At 69.0% G+C, this 18,144-nt stretch carries 15 protein-coding genes; 5 read left to right on the top strand and 10 right to left on the bottom strand.

What is annotated here, in order from left to right; genetic code table 11:
* The first annotated feature begins 3 nt into the window (after positions 1 to 3).
* Positions 4 to 1,374 (top strand): FAD-dependent oxidoreductase, encoded by a 1,371-nt coding sequence (locus tag HNR15_RS08815; RefSeq protein ID WP_179480952.1) that lies wholly within the window; start codon positions 4 to 6, stop codon positions 1,372 to 1,374.
* A gap of 63 nt (positions 1,375 to 1,437) precedes the next feature.
* Here HNR15_RS08815 and uvrB read toward each other — a convergent pair whose 3' ends face one another.
* Positions 1,438 to 3,552, bottom strand: coding sequence for an excinuclease ABC subunit UvrB (gene uvrB, locus HNR15_RS08820; protein WP_179480954.1), 2,115 nt, complete (start codon positions 3,550 to 3,552; stop codon positions 1,438 to 1,440).
* Between the two features lie 64 nt (positions 3,553 to 3,616).
* On the opposite strand from uvrB, the gene HNR15_RS08825 reads away from it, so the two are divergent.
* Together HNR15_RS08825 and HNR15_RS08830 are read left to right on the top strand one after the other, a co-directional pair.
* Positions 3,617 to 4,945 (top strand): cation:proton antiporter, encoded by a 1,329-nt coding sequence (locus tag HNR15_RS08825; protein WP_343048480.1) that lies wholly within the window; start codon positions 3,617 to 3,619, stop codon positions 4,943 to 4,945.
* Between the two features lie 61 nt (positions 4,946 to 5,006).
* Entirely contained in the window at positions 5,007 to 5,594 is a 588-nt protein-coding gene (locus HNR15_RS08830) for a CHAP domain-containing protein (RefSeq protein WP_179480958.1), read from the top strand.
* A gap of 32 nt (positions 5,595 to 5,626) precedes the next feature.
* Here the strand turns inward: HNR15_RS08830 and HNR15_RS18805 are convergent, their stop codons facing one another.
* The 3 genes from HNR15_RS18805 to coaE all read right to left on the bottom strand — a co-directional run bounded on the left by HNR15_RS18805 (position 5,627) and on the right by coaE (position 8,868).
* Complete coding sequence (locus HNR15_RS18805; protein WP_179480960.1) at positions 5,627 to 6,157, bottom strand: SHOCT domain-containing protein; 531 nt, start codon at positions 6,155 to 6,157, stop codon at positions 5,627 to 5,629.
* Between the two features lie 62 nt (positions 6,158 to 6,219).
* Positions 6,220 to 7,617, bottom strand: coding sequence for an MFS transporter (locus HNR15_RS08840; RefSeq protein ID WP_179483675.1), 1,398 nt, complete (start codon positions 7,615 to 7,617; stop codon positions 6,220 to 6,222).
* A gap of 48 nt (positions 7,618 to 7,665) precedes the next feature.
* On the bottom strand, positions 7,666 to 8,868 hold the full coding sequence (gene coaE, locus HNR15_RS08845; protein ID WP_179480962.1) for a dephospho-CoA kinase: 1,203 nt from the start codon (positions 8,866 to 8,868) through the stop codon (positions 7,666 to 7,668).
* 46 nt (positions 8,869 to 8,914) lie between these two features.
* On the opposite strand from coaE, the gene HNR15_RS08850 reads away from it, so the two are divergent.
* On the top strand, positions 8,915 to 9,664 hold the full coding sequence (locus tag HNR15_RS08850) for an SDR family NAD(P)-dependent oxidoreductase (RefSeq protein WP_179480964.1): 750 nt from the start codon (positions 8,915 to 8,917) through the stop codon (positions 9,662 to 9,664).
* A 4-nt stretch (positions 9,665 to 9,668) separates the two neighbouring features.
* On the opposite strand, the gene HNR15_RS08855 is transcribed toward HNR15_RS08850, so the two are convergent.
* The 5 genes from HNR15_RS08855 to rpsA all read right to left on the bottom strand — a co-directional run bounded on the left by HNR15_RS08855 (position 9,669) and on the right by rpsA (position 15,693).
* Entirely contained in the window at positions 9,669 to 10,859 is a 1,191-nt protein-coding gene (locus HNR15_RS08855) for an ABC transporter ATP-binding protein (RefSeq protein WP_179480966.1), read from the bottom strand.
* A gap of 4 nt (positions 10,860 to 10,863) precedes the next feature.
* The gene (locus tag HNR15_RS08860; RefSeq protein WP_179480968.1) at positions 10,864 to 12,192 is read right to left on the bottom strand and encodes an ABC transporter substrate-binding protein; all 1,329 of its coding nucleotides are present in this window, start codon (positions 12,190 to 12,192) and stop codon (positions 10,864 to 10,866) included.
* 31 nt (positions 12,193 to 12,223) lie between these two features.
* Positions 12,224 to 13,114 (bottom strand): carbohydrate ABC transporter permease, encoded by an 891-nt coding sequence (locus HNR15_RS08865; protein ID WP_218883628.1) that lies wholly within the window; start codon positions 13,112 to 13,114, stop codon positions 12,224 to 12,226.
* The gene (locus HNR15_RS08870; protein WP_179480970.1) at positions 13,111 to 14,040 is read right to left on the bottom strand and encodes a carbohydrate ABC transporter permease; all 930 of its coding nucleotides are present in this window, start codon (positions 14,038 to 14,040) and stop codon (positions 13,111 to 13,113) included. Before HNR15_RS08870 ends, HNR15_RS08865 begins: the two co-directional genes overlap by 4 nt.
* Before the next feature lie 153 nt (positions 14,041 to 14,193).
* Positions 14,194 to 15,693: a 30S ribosomal protein S1 gene (rpsA, locus tag HNR15_RS08875; protein WP_179480972.1), complete on the bottom strand. Its 1,500-nt coding sequence runs from the start codon at positions 15,691 to 15,693 to the stop codon at positions 14,194 to 14,196.
* 231 nt (positions 15,694 to 15,924) lie between these two features.
* Here rpsA and HNR15_RS08880 point away from each other — a divergent pair, with 231 nt between their 5' ends.
* Positions 15,925 to 16,704, top strand: coding sequence for a class I SAM-dependent methyltransferase (locus HNR15_RS08880; protein ID WP_246305905.1), 780 nt, complete (start codon positions 15,925 to 15,927; stop codon positions 16,702 to 16,704).
* Between the two features lie 436 nt (positions 16,705 to 17,140).
* Here HNR15_RS08880 and HNR15_RS08885 read toward each other — a convergent pair whose 3' ends face one another.
* Complete coding sequence (locus HNR15_RS08885; protein WP_179480974.1) at positions 17,141 to 18,139, bottom strand: UDP-glucuronic acid decarboxylase family protein; 999 nt, start codon at positions 18,137 to 18,139, stop codon at positions 17,141 to 17,143.
* Between the last annotated feature and the right edge of the window lie 5 nt (positions 18,140 to 18,144).

Consider the following 18,144-nt stretch of genomic DNA (forward strand, 5'->3'; position numbering starts at 1 on the left):
CCGGTGGACGTCTCGGCGACCTGGCGCGACGCGTCGACGACGCCGTACTGGCTGGACACCCCCGACCGCCCGTCCGCGCGACCCGCTCTGACCACCGACGCTCGCGCGGACCTCGTCGTCGTCGGCGGCGGGTTCAGCGGGCTGTGGACCGCACTGCTGGCCAAGGAACGCGACCCCGACCGCGAGGTGCTGCTGGTCGAGGGCGACCGGATCGGATGGGCGGCGTCCGGCCGTAACGGCGGGTTCTGCTCGGCGAGCCTCACGCATGGGCGGGACAACGGAGAGCAGCGCTTCCCCGACGAGATCGAGACGCTGGAGCGGCTCGGTCGGGAGAATCTGGCGGCGATCGGCGACACGGTGCAGCGCCACGGCATCGACTGCGACTACCACTTGCGCGACTCCCTCACCGTGGCCACCGAGCCCTATCAGGTGCGCGAGATGCGTTCTTCCGCAACGGGGTTCCTCGACCAGGAGGCCGTACGCGCCCGCCTGCACTCCCCCACGTTCCTCGGCGGGTGCATCGAGGAGGGTGAGCTCGCGCTCGTCGACCCGGCTCGTCTCGCATGGGGTCTCGCCGCTGCCGCCGAGAGCCTCGGGGTGCGGATCGCGGAGCACACCAAGGTCACCGGTCTGGCCGAGGACGGCGACCGGATGACGCTGGGGACCGACGGCGGCCGCACGATCACCGCGGAGCACGTCGCCCTCGGCACGAACGCCTTCCCGTCACTGGTGAAACGCGTGCGGCTGCACACCGTGCCGGTCTACGACTACGTGCTCATGACCGAGCCGCTCTCCGACGGGCAGCTGGCCTCGATCGGCTGGGACGGGCGCGAGGGCGTCGACGACGCCGGCAACCAGTTCCACTACTACCGGATGACCGCCGACCGGCGGATCCTCTGGGGCGGGTACGACGCGATCTACCACTTCGGTCGGGCGGTGCGCCCGGCGTACGACCAGCGGCCCGCGACCTTCGAGGTGCTTGCCCAGCAGTTCTTCGCGACCTTCCCGCAGCTGGAGGGGTTGCGCTTCAGCCACCGTTGGGGCGGCGCGATCGACACCTGCACGCGATTCTTCGCGTTCTTCGGCACGGCGTACGGCGCCCGGGTGTCCTACGCGCTCGGCTACACCGGCCTCGGGGTCGGTGCCACGCGCTTCGGCGCACGAGTGATGCTCGACCTGCTGAGCGGCGCCCACACCGAGCTGACCGAGCTGGCGATGGTGCGCACCAAGCCGCTGCCCTTCCCGCCGGAACCGTTAGCATACGCCGGTATCCAGGCCACCCGCGCGGCACTCGCGTTGGCGGACCGCCACGGCGGCCGCCGCAACCTGTGGCTGCGCGGCCTGGACAGGGTGGGTCTCGGCTTCGACTCCTGACCCCACCGTCGAGGGGTGGAGATAAGCCCACCTCTCGGTGAGATCCCCACCTCCGATGGAAGGTCAGCGGGTCGCGGCCGTCATCTGCCGCAGCTCCTTCTTCAGGTCCCCGAGCTCGTCGCGCAGCCGAGCTGCCAGCTCGAAGTGCAGGTCGGTCGCCGCCTGGTGCATCTGGTCGGTGAGGTCCTGGATGAGAGTGGCCAGCTCGCCGGCGGGGACACCCGTCACCGTGGCCACCCCACCGCTCTCGGGCTTCGCGCCGATCCGCTTGCTGGACTTGCCCTGCTTGGCCGTCTTGCCGCGCGACTGCACCCGGCCACTGCCCATCAGGGCCTCGGTGTCGGCGTCCTCGCGCTGCAGCAGGTCGGTGATGTCGGCGATCTTCTTGCGCAGCGGCTGCGGGTCCACCCCGGCCGCGAGGTTGTAGGCCACCTGCTTCTCCCGGCGCCGGCTGGTCTCGTCGATGGCGTCGCGCATCGAGGGGGTCACCTTGTCGGCGTACATGTGCACCTGACCGGACACGTTGCGGGCCGCGCGTCCGATGGTCTGGATGAGCGAACGGGCGGACCGCAGGAAGCCCTCCTTGTCGGCGTCCAGGATGCTCACCAACGAGACCTCGGGCAGGTCGAGACCCTCACGCAGCAGGTTGATGCCGACCAGCACGTCGTACTCGCCCATCCGCAGCTCGCGCAGCAGCTCCACCCGGCGCAGGGTGTCCACCTCGGAGTGCAGGTAGCGCACCCGCACGTCCTTCTCCAGCAGGTAGTCGGTCAGGTCCTCGGCCATCTTCTTGGTCAAGGTGGTGACCAGGATCCGCTCGTTGCGGGCGGAGCGCTCACGGATCTCGTGCAGCAGGTCGTCGATCTGACCCTTGGTCGGCTTCAGCACGATCTCCGGGTCGATGAGCCCGGTGGGACGGATCACCTGCTCGACCACGCCGTTGGCCTTCGCGACCTCGTAGTCCCCCGGCGTCGCGGACAGGTAGACCGTCTGGCCGACGCGCTCGAGGAACTCCTCCCACTTCAGCGGCCGGTTGTCCATCGCGCTCGGCAGTCGGAACCCGTGGTCGACCAGCTGCCGTTTGCGGGACATGTCGCCCTCGTACATCGCGCCGATCTGCGGCACGGTCTGGTGGGACTCGTCGATGACCAGCAGGAAGTCCTCGGGGAAGTAGTCGAGCAGGCAGTTGGGCGCCGATCCCGGCCCGCGTCCGTCGATGTGCCGCGAGTAGTTCTCGATGCCCGAGCACGACCCGACCTGGCGCATCATCTCGATGTCGTACGTCGTGCGCATCCGCAGCCGCTGCGCCTCCAGCAGCTTGCCCTGCTTCTCGAACGACTCCAGCTGGGTCTCCAACTCGGCCTCGATGCTGGAGATCGCCCGCTCCATCCGCTGCGGCCCGGCGACGTAGTGCGAAGCCGGGAAGACGTACATCTCCTCCTCCTCGCGCACGACCTCGCCGGTGAGCGGGTGCAGGGTGTAGATGCGCTCGATCTCGTCACCGAAGAACTCGATCCGGATCGCCAGCTCCTCGTAGACCGGGATGATCTCCACCGTGTCGCCGCGCACCCGGAACGTGCCGCGGGTGAAGGCCAGGTCGTTGCGGGTGTACTGCATCTGCACGAACCGGCGCAGCAGGTCGTCACGGTCGATGACCTGACCGACCTTCAGGCGGGCCATCCGGTCGACGTACTCCTGCGGCGTGCCCAGGCCGTAGATGCACGACACCGACGCCACCACGATCGCGTCGCGCCGGGTCAGCAGCGAGTTGGTCGCGCTGTGCCGCAGCCGCTCGACCTCCTCGTTGACCGAGGAGTCCTTCTCGATGTAGGTGTCCGTCTGCGCGATGTACGCCTCGGGCTGGTAGTAGTCGTAGTACGACACGAAGTACTCGACCGCGTTGTTGGGCAACAGTTCCCGGAACTCGTTGGCCAGCTGCGCCGCCAGCGTCTTGTTGGGCGCCATCACCAGGGTCGGCCGCTGCACCTGCTCGATCATCCAGGCCGTGGTCGCCGACTTGCCGGTGCCGGTGGCACCCAGCAGCACCACGTCCTGCTCGCCGGCCTTGACCCGTTTGGTCAGGTCGGCGATGGCCGTCGGCTGGTCGCCGCTCGGGCTGAACTCGGAGACCACCTCGAAGGGCGCGACGCGGCGCTTGAGGTCGGTGATGGGGCGCATGCGTCAACCGTACGACGCCCCACCGACACGACCCCCGCGCGCGGTGTTTGGGAGACTGGATCCCGTGGTCATCCCAGTCGTCTACCTGATCGTCGGGGTGGCTCTGCTGCTCGGCGTGCTGCTGCCCGCCTTCACGACGGGCCGGGCGATCTCGGCTCCCGTGATCCTGGTGGCCGTGGGTGCGCTCGTCGGGCTGCTCCCCTTCCCCGCGGGTCTGTCACTCGACCCCGACGAGCATGCGGCGCTCACCGAGCACCTGACCGAGATCACCATCCTGATGGCCCTCACCGGTGTCGGTCTGGCACTCGACCGACCGCTCACCCGGGTCAGGCTGACCTGGCGCCGCTGGGGTACGACGTGGCGGCTGCTGTTCATCGCGATGCCGTTGGCGATCGTCGTCACGGCCCTGCTCGGCTGGTGGCTCCTCGGGCTCATTCCCGCCGCCGCCGTCCTGCTCGCCTCGGTACTGTCGCCCACCGACCCCGTCCTGGCCGCCGAGGTCCAGGTAGAGGGACCGACCACCCTGTCGGAGACGGACGCGGACGACGGCGAGGGCTTCGCCGAGGCCGACATCGACGAGAAGGACGAGGTACGCTTCGCCCTCACCTCCGAAGCCGGCCTCAACGACGGGGCCGCGTTCCCGTTCGTCTACGCGTCGATCTTCCTGCTGACGATGGGGTCGGTCGGCCACTGGTGGGTGCGCTGGATCGGCTGGGAGGTCGTCGGCAAGACCGTCGTCGGGATCGCGGCCGGGTGGGCGGTCGGACGGTTGCTGTCGCTGGTGGCCTTCCGGATCCGCGAGTCCGTGCAGATCTCCCGGATCGGCGACCCGCTCCTGATCGTCGCCGCACCGCTGATCGCGTACGGCGTGGGCGAGCTCGTGCACGGCTGGGGCTTCCTGTCGGTCTTCGTCTCAGCGATCACCCTGCGCAGCTGCGACCGCTCGAACGAGTACCACCACGCCATGCACGGCGTGATCGAGCGCCTCGAGCGGCTCTTCACCCTCGTCGTCCTGCTGCTGCTGGGTGCCGCCCTCACGAACGGACTCCTCACCTCCCTCACGTGGCAGGGCGCGGTCCTCGCCATCCTGCTGATCTTCGTGATCCGTCCAGCCACGGCGTGGATCGCGCTGTGGCACCCGCGCGGACAGGACTTCGACGACGATTCGGTGCTCGGTCCGCGTGAGCGACTGGTGACGGCCTTCTTCGGCGTACGCGGGGTCGGCAGCATCTACTACCTCGCCTACGCGACCGGTCACCACGGCTTCCCGGACGCCGAAGGACTGTGGTCGATCGTTGCGTTCACCATCGTGCTGTCGGTCGTCGTCCACGGGGTCTCGGCCAGTCCGGTCATCGGCCGGCTGGAACGCCATCGCGAGGCCGTCCTCGCCTGAGGCCCACCGGTTTCGACGCGCCACACCCGCGATGGACGTCGGCCGTCGTACGCTCACCGGCATGTCGCCCACGCCGCCCCGCTCCCGGGGCCGCTCCGTGCTGGTGGCAGCGACGCTGATCGTCGCGCTCCTGGTCGGCGCCGGCGGTTATGTCGGATGGCGGGCCCTGAACCCCGGGCGCGGCTCCTTCCCCACCGTCGCCTCCGACCTGACGCCCCGGCAGCGGTCGATCCTCACGGTGGCACGCACCGAGTGGGAGCACCCCGGCCCGTCCACCAAGTACTCCAACGGGATCGACGAGAACTGGTGTTCCGACTTCGTCAGCTGGGTGCTGCGGCATGCCGGCTACCCGATGAGCAACCCCAACTCCGGATCGTGGCGGATCCCCGGCGTCCTCACGCTGCAGTCCTACCTGACGAAGGCGGGCCGGTTCCGTGCCGTCGGTGACGGGTACGCGCCGCAACCCGGCGACATCGTGATCTACGACGGCGGTGGGTTCGGTCAGCACACCAATCTGGTGGTGGAAGTCCGTGGCCACACGATCGAGACGGTCGGCGGCAACCAGGGCGCCGGGCTCGGCCGGCACGGCATCACCGTGCGCCAATCACTGTTGAACGGCACCGGCGTCGTCGGGTACGGCGTGGCCTGACCGCTGCCGCCCCGTCGTCGCCGCGACAGGACTCAGATCGAGTCGAGGATGGCCGTGCGGCGGTCCTGGTACTCCTGCTGCGAGATCGCACCCTTGTCGAGGAGTTCCTGCAAGGTGTCGAGCCGGGCGGACGCCGTCGGCGCAGCGGCCGGCTCGGCGCGCCGCACCTTCGCCACGCTGTTCGCGATGTACGCCGTCGTGAGGGCGTTGTTGTCGATCAGTGCCACGGCGGTGGCCGCGTCGGGGTCCAGACCTGCCTCGCGGGCAGAGCGCCGCACCCAGATCACTGTGAACACCGTGGCTATCAGGCCGAACATGAGCACGGCCACCATCAACCCGATGAACGTCCCCGGGATCCCGCTACCGGTGTCCGCGTCCGGATAGCTGACGGTCCAGTGCGTTCCGTCCGCGCTGTCGCAGACCGGCAGGTCACCGTTCGCGTCCTGTACGAAGCAGGACGCCGGCGGGTCGGACGGAGCCGCGAGGGCAGGTGACCCGATTCCGGCCAGCACGAGGAGCAGGAGGACCAATCCCCCCAGAAGAGCCGCACCCCGTCCCCGCACAGGCGTGAGCATAGGGCTCCGGCGTCGTTCCGTGGCCCATTACACCGCATTCGCAATGAGCCTCAGGCCGCGGCAGGTTCGTACGCGCTCCGGCGGGCCCGCTCGCTCGTCGTCACGAACGCCATCGCGAACAGTGCGACGCCGCATCCGGCCATCACCCACCACCCCGCGTGGCTCGCGGTGGCCAGCGAGATCCGCAGCGGGCCGGTCAGCCGCGCCGACGCCAGCGCGCCGAACACCGCCACCCCCAGAGCCGATCCCACCTGCCGGCTGGTCGAGGCGATCGCGGCCGCGACCCCGGACTGCTCCCGCGGCATGCCGGAGACCGCGGCGTTCGTGATCGGCGCGTTGAGGAAGCCGAACCCGATGCCGAAGCCCACGTAGGCGACCCCGAGCTCGACGAGCGAGGTGTCCGTGCGCAGGGTGGTGAGGATGAGCGCGCTGGTGGTGAAGCCGACGCCCGCCACGATCATCGACACCCGTGGTCCGATGCGGCCGACGAGACGCCCCGACACGGGAGCGCAGAGCGCGATCATCCCGGCCATGGGCAACGTCATCAGACCGGCGTGCACCGGCGACATGCCCCGCGCCTGTTGCAGATAGAGGGTATTGACAAAGAGGAATCCGCCGAGCGATGCGAACCCCACGACCGCGCAGACCACCGCGCCGGTGAACGGCACACTGCGGAAGAAGCCCAGCTCGATCAACGGCTGCGCCCGACGCGGCTCCACGACGCCGATCGCCACCGCGCAGCCGACGGCCACCGCCGCGCACAGCAGCACTCGCCCGGACGTCCAGCCGAGACCGCGGCCTTCGATGATCCCGTAGGTCAGGCTCGCGAGCAGACCGATGACCAACAGCTGCCCCACCGGGTCCAGACGACGTGCGGTGGCGGCCCGCGACTCCGGCACGTAGCGCGCGGCGAGGACCGCGGCGGCCGCCACTATCGGCACGTTTATCCAGAAGATCGCCTTCCATCCGACCGCGTCGACCAGTCCCCCGCCCACGACGGGGCCGAGCGCCATGCTGAGGCCGACTGTGCCGCCCCAGACCCCGATGGCCTGGGCGCGTTCGCGGGCCTCGGTGAAGGTGTTGGTGATGATCGACATCGCGACCGGGTTGAGCATCGAGCCGCCGACCGCCTGCAGGCCGCGAGCACCGATCAGCATGGGGGCGCTCACGGACAACGAGCAGAGCAGCGACCCGCCACCGAAGAGCACGAGGCCGACCTGGAAGACCTTGCGCCGGCCGATCCGGTCCGCGACCGACCCGGACAGCATCAGCAGACTCGCCAGGACCAGCGTGTAGGCGTCCAGCACCCACTGCAGCTGCGAGAACGACGCGTGCAGGTCGGTGCTGATCGACGGGAGCGCCAGGTTGACGGCGGTGACGTCAATACCCACGACGAACAGGCTCATGCAGCAGATACCGAGCACCAACATCCGTCGGCGCCGAGTCATCTCCACACCGGCCACGGTAAGCCCGCGCCCTGACAGCCGCGTCGCGCGTCAGCCCGGTGACCACCCGGTGGACTGCGCCCACTCCCGCGCACGGGGCAGGGCTCGCGCGTACCACCGCTCGATCGCGGCGGGGTAGTCGTGCGAGGAGAACTGGTGCGCCACCGTCGACTTCAGCTCCGAGTACGCCGTCCGCTCCCTCGTGTCGGCGCGCAGCCAGTCGCGGAACGACAGGGCGGCCAGCGCACCGGCCGACCCGTCCTCGCGCACGTGCACCCGCAGCACGTCGCGCGGGTCGGCGCCGCCGGCCAGCAGGGTGCGCCAGTCGGCAGGCCGCGGTGCCCAGTCGTGCGGGCGGACCTCCTGCTCCCGCAACCCGACGATCGCGGCTGCCCGCAGAGCACCCGCCAGTGCGTCCCCGCCGTCCTCGAAGCGGTGCATCCGCAGCTGTACGTCGACCACGTCGCGGGCGATCAGCCCCGGCACCGCCGTGGAGCCGACGTGCTCGACACCCGCGTACGGGATGCGGGCGGCATCCAACTGGTGCCGGATGCGCGCGACGACCCGCGCCGCCCGGGCTTCCCACTCGGGGCGGTGCTCGTGCAGCACCACGGTCGCGCAGACCTCCCGGAGCACCGGGCGGTCGGCGCGCAGGTTGTCCTCGAACGGCGCCAGCCGCTCGTCCCACAGGGCCGCGACCCGGTCGGCCAGCTCGTCGGGAGTGCCGTCGTTGTCGATCCAGGCGTCGGCCACCACGTGCCGTGCGACGTCGCCCGCCTGCGCCTCGATCCGGGCGCGGGCGTCCTGCTCGGTCATCCCGCGGTCGCGTACGACCCGCTGCACCCTGGTCCGCTCGCTCGCGCCGACCACGACGGTCAGGTGGTTCATCGGCGCGAGACCCATCTCCACTAGGAGCGGCTGGTCGTGCACGACGAGCGCATCCGGCCCGGCCTGCTCGATCAGCCCGCGGGTGCGGATCCCGATCAGCGGGTGGGTGATGGCCTCCAGGTCGCGCCGCGCGGCGGGGTCGGCGAAGACGATCGCCCCCAGGGCCGGGCGGTCGAGCGTTCCGTCGGGCGCGAGCACCGTTGCACCGAAACGCTGTTCGATCTGAGCCAGGCCCGGGGTGCCGGGCTCGACCACCTCGCGGGCGATCCGGTCGGCGTCCACCACGACCGCACCGCGCTCTGCCAGCAGACCGGACACCGAGGACTTCCCGGATCCGATCCCGCCCGTCAGGCCCACGCGCAGCACCTGCAAAGCCTATAGGCGCCTGTCAGGGCCCTGATTGAATGCAGGAATGACCCGACGCATCATCGTGACCGGCGGTGGCACCGGCATCGGCCTGGCCATCGCACGACGTTTCCTGGTCGAACACCCCGAGCTCATCCTGATCGGGCGCCGCGAACAACCGCTGGCAGAGGCAGCGGCCGCCCTGCGGGAGGCCGATCAGGCGAGCACCGTGACGACGCATCCCTGCGACCTCACCGACCCGGACGCGGTCGCCGACCTCGCCGCCCGCATCTCGGACGGCGGCGCGGTCGACGTGCTCGTCGCGAACGCCGGCGGCAACCTCGGGCTCGGCTCCGGAGATCTGCATCAGCTCGCCGACAGCTGGCGTGCGGACTTCGACGGCAACGTGCTGCCGACGGTGCTGCTCACCGAGGCTCTCCTCGACGCGTTCTCCCGGCCCGGCGGACGGATCGTGGCGATGAGCTCGGTCGCCGCACTGCGCGGCAGCAGCTCGTACGGCGCGGCCAAGGCGGCCGTGAACGCCTGGGTGCTCTGGATGGCCGTCCGCCTCGCCGAGGACGGGGTCACGGTGAACGCGGTGGCCCCGGGGTTCGTGCCGGACACCGACTTCTGGCGTCCGCGCATCGAGGCCGACCCAGGCATCGTGGCCAACCGGGTCGCCCCGATCCCGATGGGACGGCCCGGCACCCCCGAGGAGGTCGCCGAGGCCGTCGCCTACCTGAGCGCGCCGGACGCCGGCTGGACGACCGGGCAGATCCTGCAGGTCAACGGCGGCACCCTTCTCGGTCGGGGCTGACCCGCTACTTCTTCAGGAAGTCCGCCCGGGACGCGCCCTGGGTGCCCTGGGCGCTCAGGCGCTCCCCGGACGTGTTGTCGAAGAGCAGCACCTCCTGCGCCAGCGGGACCACGTGCAGCACCTCGCCGACAGCGGGTCGGTGCTCGCGCCCGAGCCGGACCGTCAGCCCGGTGCGTTCGGCGCCGTCGGCACCGGGTGTCTGGTCACTGCCGTCGACCGGGTCCGCGGCGAGCACCGCCGTGCCCGTCGGGTGGTCCGGGTGGCCGTGGACGAACGACTCGGAACCCAGCGATTCCACGATGTCGACGGTCAGACGCAGCGCGCCCGGCTCGTCCCCGGACACGACGGTCCACGACTCCGGTCGGACGCCGACCTGCACGCTGCCGGCGTCACCCACAGCGCCGCGCTCCAGCGGCACCGACGCGCCGTACAGGTCCGCGGCCCCGTCGCGTACGTCGCAGCGCACGAGGTTGATGGCCGGCGACCCGATGAAACCGGCCACGAACGTGTTGACCGGGTGGCGGTAGAGCTCATCCGGCGTCGCCACCTGCTGCAGGACGCCGTCGCGCAGCACCGCGACCCGGTGGCCCATGGTCATCGCCTCGACCTGGTCGTGCGTCACGTAGACCGTCGTGACCTCCAGGCGTCGTTGCAGCGCGGCGATCTGCGCGCGGGTGGACACCCGCAGCTTGGCGTCGAGGTTGGAGAGCGGTTCGTCCATGCAGAACACCTTCGGGTCGCGCACGATCGCACGGCCCATCGCGACCCGCTGACGCTGGCCGCCGGACATCTGCCCCGGGCGCCGGTTCAGCATGTCCTGCAGCTCCAGGATCTTCGCCGCCTCCATCACACGGGAGGCGGTCTGCTCCTTGCTGACCCCGGAGTTGCGCAGCGCGAAACCCATGTTGTCGGCGGCCGACATGTTCGGATAGAGGGCGTAACTCTGGAACACCATGGCGATGTCCCTGTCCCTCGGCCGTACGCCGGCCTGGTCGTGCCCGTTGATCAGGATCCGGCCGCGATCGACCGGTTCCAGGCCCGCCAGCATCCGCAGGGTCGTGGACTTGCCACACCCCGAGGGGCCCACCAGGACGAGGAACTCCCCGTCCTGGATGTCCAGGGTCAGCCCATCGACCGAGGGATGGTCGTTCCCCTTGTGCAGGCGGCTCGCTGCGTCGAAGTACACACTCGCCATCTGATCAGGCCTTCAACAGGGGCTTGACCTGGGTGTTGTACGCAGCGGTGGTCGACGCGTCCAGTGCCTTGAAGGTCGAGGTGACGTCCGCACCCGCGACGATCTTGTCCAGTGCCTGACCGATCCGTGCGCCGCCACCGGGGACGAAGACGCGCGCATACGCCTGCGGCCGGGTCTTGGGCAGCTGGGTCACCGCGAGGGCGTACTCCGGGTTCTTGGCGAGGTAGGCCTTCTCCGCCGAATCGTTCAGCGCCGACTTGCGCACCGGCATGTAACCGGTCGCCTGGCTGAAGGTGATGGTGCTCTGGGCGTTGGTCATGAACTCGATGAACTTGATGGCGTTCTTCTTGCGCGCATCGGAGATGCCCTGCGGGATCGCGAGGCCGGCGCCACCGGTCGGACACGTCTTGATGCCGTTCGGGGCCGGCACGAACGCCACGCCGAGCTCGAACTTGCCGTCCTTCTGGATGCCGGAGATGTCACCGGTGGATTCCAGCAGCACCGCACCAAGACCCGCCGAGAAGTCGCTCTGGGAGTCGGCCGAGGTCTTGAGGTACTTCTTCTTGGCCCAGCCCTGCAGCACCTGACCGGCCTTGACGGTGCCGGCCTCGGAGAAGGTGGGGGTCCACTTGTCGGAGTAGCCGCCGCCGTAGGACCAGGCGATGCACTGGAAGGTCCAGTCCAGGTAGTCCGACCCGTCGTCCAGGATGATCGGCGACTTGCCGGAGCCCAGCGCCGTCTGCAGCGCCGGACACCACGAGGTGAACTCGTCCCAGTCCTTCGGGCCGCGGTCGGGCAGGCCGGCCTTCTTCCAGACGTCCTTGTTGTAGTAGAAGAGCGGCGTGGAGCGGGCGTAGGGCAGCGCGTAGTGCTCACTGCCCTGGAAGTTGTAGTCGGCGTACAGCGAGTCCACGTAGTCGGAGGAACTGAGCCCGTTGGCCGACAGCAGGGCCGCGATGTCCGCGAGCCTCTTGTTCAGCGCGAAGTTGAACCACGTGACGTCGGAGACCACGACGACGTCGGGTTGGTTGCCTCCACCCAGGGCCGCGTTGAACTTCTGGCCGACCTCCTCGTAGTTCTTGCCGGCGTCGACGAGCTTGACCTTCAGGCTGGGGTACTTCTTCTCGAACTGGGCGATCAGCTTCTGCTCGGTGGGCTTGGACATGGCGGGGTGGTTGCTCCAGAACTCGATCTGGTTGCTGCTCCCGCCTCCTCCGCCGCTGCCGCTGTTGGTGCTCGTGCTGCTGCCCGTCCCGGCGCACGCGGCGAGGCCGCCGGCCACCGCGATTCCGCCGGCCGCGGTCAACAGTCCGCGGCGAGTCATGTCAGTCATGTGGTGTCTCTCTTTCTGAGGGATCTTCGGGTCAGCCTTTGACCGCACCGGCGGTCAGGCCCTTGATCATGTGGCGCTGCAGGACGAGGAAGACGACCAGGACCGGCAGCATCGCGAGGACGGTGGCAGCCATGACCGGGCCCCAGTTCGTGATCCCGTCGTTGGTCTGCAGGAACGTGAGGCCGATCGGCAGAGTGCCGGTGCGTGAGTCGTCGGACATCAGGAAGGGCCAGAGGTACTCGTTCCATTCGTTCACGACGGTGATGATCGAGAACGCCACCAGGGTGGGCCAGGACATCGGGAGCGCGACCCGCCAGAGCAGTTTCAGCGGACCAGCGCCGTCCAGTCGCGCGGCCTCGATGATCTCGGTGGGGATCGACAGGAACTGGTTGCGCATCAGGAACGTGCCGAACGCGACGCCGGCGAGCGGGATGATGATCCCCTGGTAGGTGTTGCGCCAACCCAGTTGACTGACCAGCGCGTAGTTGGAGATGACCGTGATCTGGTTGGGCACCATCAGGGCGGCGATGACCACGATGAAGACCAGGTTGCGGCCCGGGAAGCGCAACAGGGACAGCGCGTACGCGGAGATCACGCCGAGGATGATCTTGGTGGTCGACAGGATCCCCGTGATGATCAGCGAGTTGCGCAGGTAGTCGCCGAACGGGATGCCGAACAAGGCGTTGTGGTAGCCGTCCGTGGTGGCATGTCTCGGCCACCACTGGGCCGGCTGGGTGAAGATGTCGGGACGTTCCTTGAAGGACGTCACCACGATCCAGAACAGCGGGACCGCGACGATCAGGACCGTCACGATCATGGCGAGGTAGCCGAACGTCTTGAGGGCCGGGCCGCTGTGGCTCATCGCCTCGGCGTTGTGGACCTCGCTGCGCCTGCTGCGGATGCGCCTGGTCATCGTGCTCATGACTGCCGCCCCTTGTCCATCAACCGCACCTGCACCAGCGTGATCACCAGCAGGAAGACGAACATGATCGTCGCGATGGTCGCGCCGTACCCGGCCTGGTTGTTGACGAACGTCTCCTTGTAGACCTGGTAGACCATGGTCGCCGTGCCGTAACCCTGCGGCCCGCCGCGCGTCATGACGTTGACGATGTCGAAGACCTGCACCGAGTTGAGCAGCACGGTGATCGACAGGAAGTAGGTCGTCGGACGCAACTGCGGCAGCAGCACCTTGGTGAAACGGCGCCAGGGCGACGCGCCGTCGATCTCGGCAGCCTCGTCCAGGTCGGCCCGGCGCCCCTGCAGGGCGGCCAGGTAGATGACGAAGGTATAGCCGAGGTTCTTCCAGATGTAGGTGACCGTCACCATGAACAGCGCCCAGTGCGGCTGCTGGTAGAAGTCCGGCACGGTGATCCCGACCCGGTGGCCGAGGTCGCGGACCAGCCCGAAGTTGGGGTCGAAGACGAACTGGAACGCGAGGCCGACGGCGGCGCCGGAGATCACGAAGGGCGCGAAGAGCACCGAGCGGACGATATTGCGGCCACGCAGTTTCTGGTCGAGCAGCATTGCCAGCGCCAGGCCGAGCACCATCGACACGCCGACGGTCGCCACCGTGAAGATGACGGTGTTGCGCAACACCTCGTGAGAGTTCGGGTCGTGCCACCAGTGCACGTAGTTGGCTGTCCCGATGTAGTGCGCGACCGGTGCGGAGATGTTCCAGCTGGTGAAGGACAGCCGCACATTGTCGAGGAGCGGCCGGTAGGTGAAGATCACCAGCAGGGCCAGGTTCGGCAGCAGGAGCAACCCCGCCAGGCCCCATTCGCCGATCGGTCGGCCACGACGGCGCGGCGGGTCGCCGACCGGGGCGGGGGGTGCCGCAGCGCTCGTCATGATGAGCCAGTCTTCGTCGACCTGGTGACCACGAAGCGAACACTAGTCGACCAGGGCACGGCACCCTGGGAAATCGTGAGCGGCGCGCAAAGGGCCCCGTCGGATGATCCGACGGGGCCCTTCATCTCAGGCCGCAGGGCCCGAGAACTGCGATCAGTTGCCGGTCAGCTTCTCGCGCAGAGCGGCCAGCGCCTCATCCGAGGCCAGCGTGCCCTCGGCCGGGGCCGGAGTGCTGCTGCTCGACAGGGTGGCCGAGCCGCCCTCGTCGTCGGAGGAGTCGTCGGCGCTGTCCGAGGAGTACGACGTGCCGGTCGCGGCACCCGCGGCGGCGTCGGCGTCGTCCTTGCGTGCCTGCTCGATCTGCGCCTGGTGCGCCTCGTAGCGGGCGTGCGCCTCGGCGTACTGCTTCTCCCACTTCTCACGCTGCGCGTCGAAGCCCTCGAGCCACTCGTTGGTCTCGGAGTCGAAGCCCTCGGGGTACTTGTAGTTCCCCTGGTCGTCGTACTCCGCGGCCATGCCGTAGAGGGTCGGGTCGAACTCGGCGGCACCGGCGGCGTCGTCGTTCGCCTGCTTCAGCGACAGCGAGATGCGGCGACGCTCCAGGTCGATGTCGATGACCTTGACGAAGACGTCGCGGCCCACGGTGACGACCTGCTCGGGGAACTCCACGTGACGCTCGGCGAGCTCGGAGATGTGCACCAGGCCCTCGATGCCGTCCTCGACGCGCACGAACGCACCGAACGGCACCAGCTTGGTGACCTTGCCCGGCACGATCTGACCGATCGAGTGGGTGCGGGCGAAGTGCTGCCACGGGTCTTCCTGGGTCGCCTTCAGCGACAGGGACACGCGCTCGCGCTCCATGTCGACGTCGAGCACCTCGACGGTGACCTCCTGGCCCACCTCGACGACCTCGCTCGGGTGGTCGATGTGCTTCCAGGACAGCTCGGAGACGTGCACCAGACCGTCGACGCCGCCGAGGTCCACGAACGCACCGAAGTTGACGATGCTGGAGACCACACCGGAGCGGACCTGGCCCTTCTGCAGCTCCTTGAGGAAGGAGGTGCGGACCTCGGACTGGGTCTGCTCGAGCCACGCACGGCGGGACAGGACCACGTTGTTGCGGTTCTTGTCCAGCTCGATGATCTTGGCCTCGATCTCCTTGCCGACGTACGGCTGCAGATCGCGCACACGACGCATCTCGACCAGCGACGCGGGAAGGAAGCCGCGCAGGCCGATGTCCATGATGAGACCGCCCTTGACGACCTCGATGACGGTGCCGGTGACGACGCCGTCCTCTTCCTTGATCTTCTCGATCGTGCCCCAGGCGCGCTCGTACTGCGCACGCTTCTTGGACAGGATCAGACGGCCCTCCTTGTCCTCCTTCTGCAGGACAAGGGCCTCGATCTCGTCGCCCACGGAAACGACCTCGCCGGGGTCGACATCGTGCTTGATGGAGAGCTCGCGGGAGGGGATGACGCCCTCGGTCTTGTAACCGATGTCGAGCAGGACCTCGTCTCGGTCGACCTTGACGATGACACCCTCGACGATGTCTCCGTCATTGAAGTGCTTGATCGTCGCGTCGATCGCGGCGAGCAGCTCCTCTTCCGATCCGATGTCGTTGATCGCGATCGGTGAGGTGGTGGTGGCAGTCATGTAGTAGGAAACCTTCGGGTGGGTGATAGTCGGAGTGTGCGGACGAACAGTGAAGACACGAACATGAGCGGACGCGAGACGCCTGGGTCAGAAGGAGATCCGGTGACTTCCGGGATCGCTCCCGGCGATGCGATGGATCGGTCTGGCGAAGGTACGGCGCGCGGCACAGTCATGCGCTCGAACACTCTATCGAGCAGCGCACAGGACGGTCAAAACGGGGGGTCCGCCGCCATGGGCCAGGAACACAACCGCGCCAACCGCGGATGGTGGGACGGCGAGGCAGACGCCTACTACGCCGAGCATGGCGCCTTCCTCGGCGACACCGACCTGGTGTGGGGCCCGGAGGGCTGGAGCGAGAGCGATCTGCGGGTCTTCGGCGATCCGGCGGCGCTCGCGGACGCCGACCTGCTGGAGATCGGCTCCGGCGCCGCGCAGGGGTCGCGCTGGGCTGCCCGGCATGCCGGTCGGGTCGTCGCGACGGATCTGTCCGCCGGGATGCTGTCCCGCGCCGCAGCCCTGAACGATCAGCACGATGTGGCGCTGCCCCTGGTGCTGTGCGACGGCACGGCACTGCCGTTCGCTGACGCGTCGTTCGACCTGGTCTTCACGGCGTACGGCGTCGTGCCGTTCGTGGCCGATTCGCAGGCGGTGATGCGCGAGGCGGCGCGGGTGCTGCGACCCGGCGGACGGTTCGTCTTCTCCACCACGCATCCGGTGCGTTGGGCGTTTCCTGACGTGCCGGGACCGGAGGGTCTGAGCGCCTACCACTCCTACTTCGACCGCACGCCGTACGTCGAGACCGACGAGGACGGGACCCCGACGTATGCCGAGCATCACCGGACGCTGGGCGACCGGGTCCGGGAACTGCGCGCTGCCGGACTGGTGCTGGAGGACCTGATCGAGCCGGAGTGGCCAGAGGACAATCACCAGGTGTGGGGCGGGTGGAGTCCGACTCGCGGCGAGATCCTGCCCGGTACGGCGATCTTCGTGTCGCGACTTCCTCTGGGGTGAGCATGTGCGAGCCCGACCCGGCGGCGTGTGGCACCTTGCGCGTGGCCCACGGGCAAGGTGCCGCTGTTCGCTCGCGATCGCAGGCGCCTGGACGGACCCGCTCGCCCGGCCTGCCGCTCCCCCGCCACATCGCGTGTTGGAAAGTGACCGTGCCGTCGGCTTGCGCTCCCAGGAACCGTTCTCAGGCGCCTGGAAGGACCCGCTCGCCCGGCCTGCCGCTCCCCCGCCACCTCAGGTGTGCGGTGCCCGACGCCCGCGGTAGCGGGGGGGCACCGAGTGGGCCCTTGTACGAGCCGCGCGGCCACCCGGACCAACGCAAGGGCACCGAATGGGCCCTTGTACGGGTGCGGTGACGGCTGCGCCGACAACCCACGCGGCCGACGTACGCGACACACAGGAAAGTGACCGCAGCGCCTGTTACCCGCGCCGTGGGAGGTCAGGCGGTCGGGTGATCCGGCCCGGCCAGGATCTCCTGGGTGGCCTCGGCCGACAGCGGTGGCGTGGTGGTGGCGTGTGCGCGGAACCACGCGATCGTCAGTTGCAGCGCGTCCTCGATGGGCACCTTCGGCGACCAGTGCAGGATCTCCTGCGCCAGGCTCGTGTCCGGGCGGCGCACCGTGGGGTCGTCGACCGGACGCGCGATGTGCACGACCGGGGAGTCGGATTCGGCCAGCTTCACGACCCAGTTGGCCAGATCGACCATCGAGATCTCGTGCGGGTTGCCGATGTTGATCGGCCCCGGGTGATCGCTGCGGGCCATCGCCAGGATGCCCGCGACGAGGTCGTCGACGTAGCAGATCGACCGGGTCTGCAACCCGTCGCCTGAGACGGTCACCGGCTCGCCGGCCAGCGACTGGCGCACGAAGTTGGGGATGGCGCGCCCGTCGTCGGGCCGCATCCGCGGACCGAAGGTGTTGAAGATGCGCACGATGCCGGTGTCGACGCCATGGGTCTGCCGGTAGGCCAGGGTGAGCGCCTCGCCGAAACGCTTGGCCTCGTCGTAGACGCCGCGCGGACCGACCGGGTTGACGTGCCCCCAGTAGTCCTCGCGCTGGGGGTGGACCAGCGGGTCGCCGTACACCTCGGAGGTCGACGCGAGCACGAAGCGGGCCGACTTGTCCCGGGCCAGTTCGAGGGCGTGCTGGGTGCCGTGCGATCCGACGAGAAGTGTCTCGATCGGCAGCCGGAGGTAGTCGATCGGCGATGCCGGGCTGGCGAAATGCAGCACCAGGTCGACCGGCCCGTCGACCTCGAACCCATGGCTGACGTCACGCTCCAGCAGGGTGAACCGCCCCGTCGCGTGCAGGTGCTCGACGTTCGCCGCGCGTCCGGTGCAGAGGTTGTCGACCGCGACGACCTCCGCGCCGTCCGCCAACAGCGCCTCACACAGGTGAGATCCGAGGAAACCGGCCCCACCGGTGACGACAGCCCGCATCAGTG

This window comes from Allobranchiibius huperziae (genome assembly GCF_013410455.1).
Lineage (GTDB): Bacteria > Actinomycetota > Actinomycetes > Actinomycetales > Dermatophilaceae > Allobranchiibius > Allobranchiibius huperziae.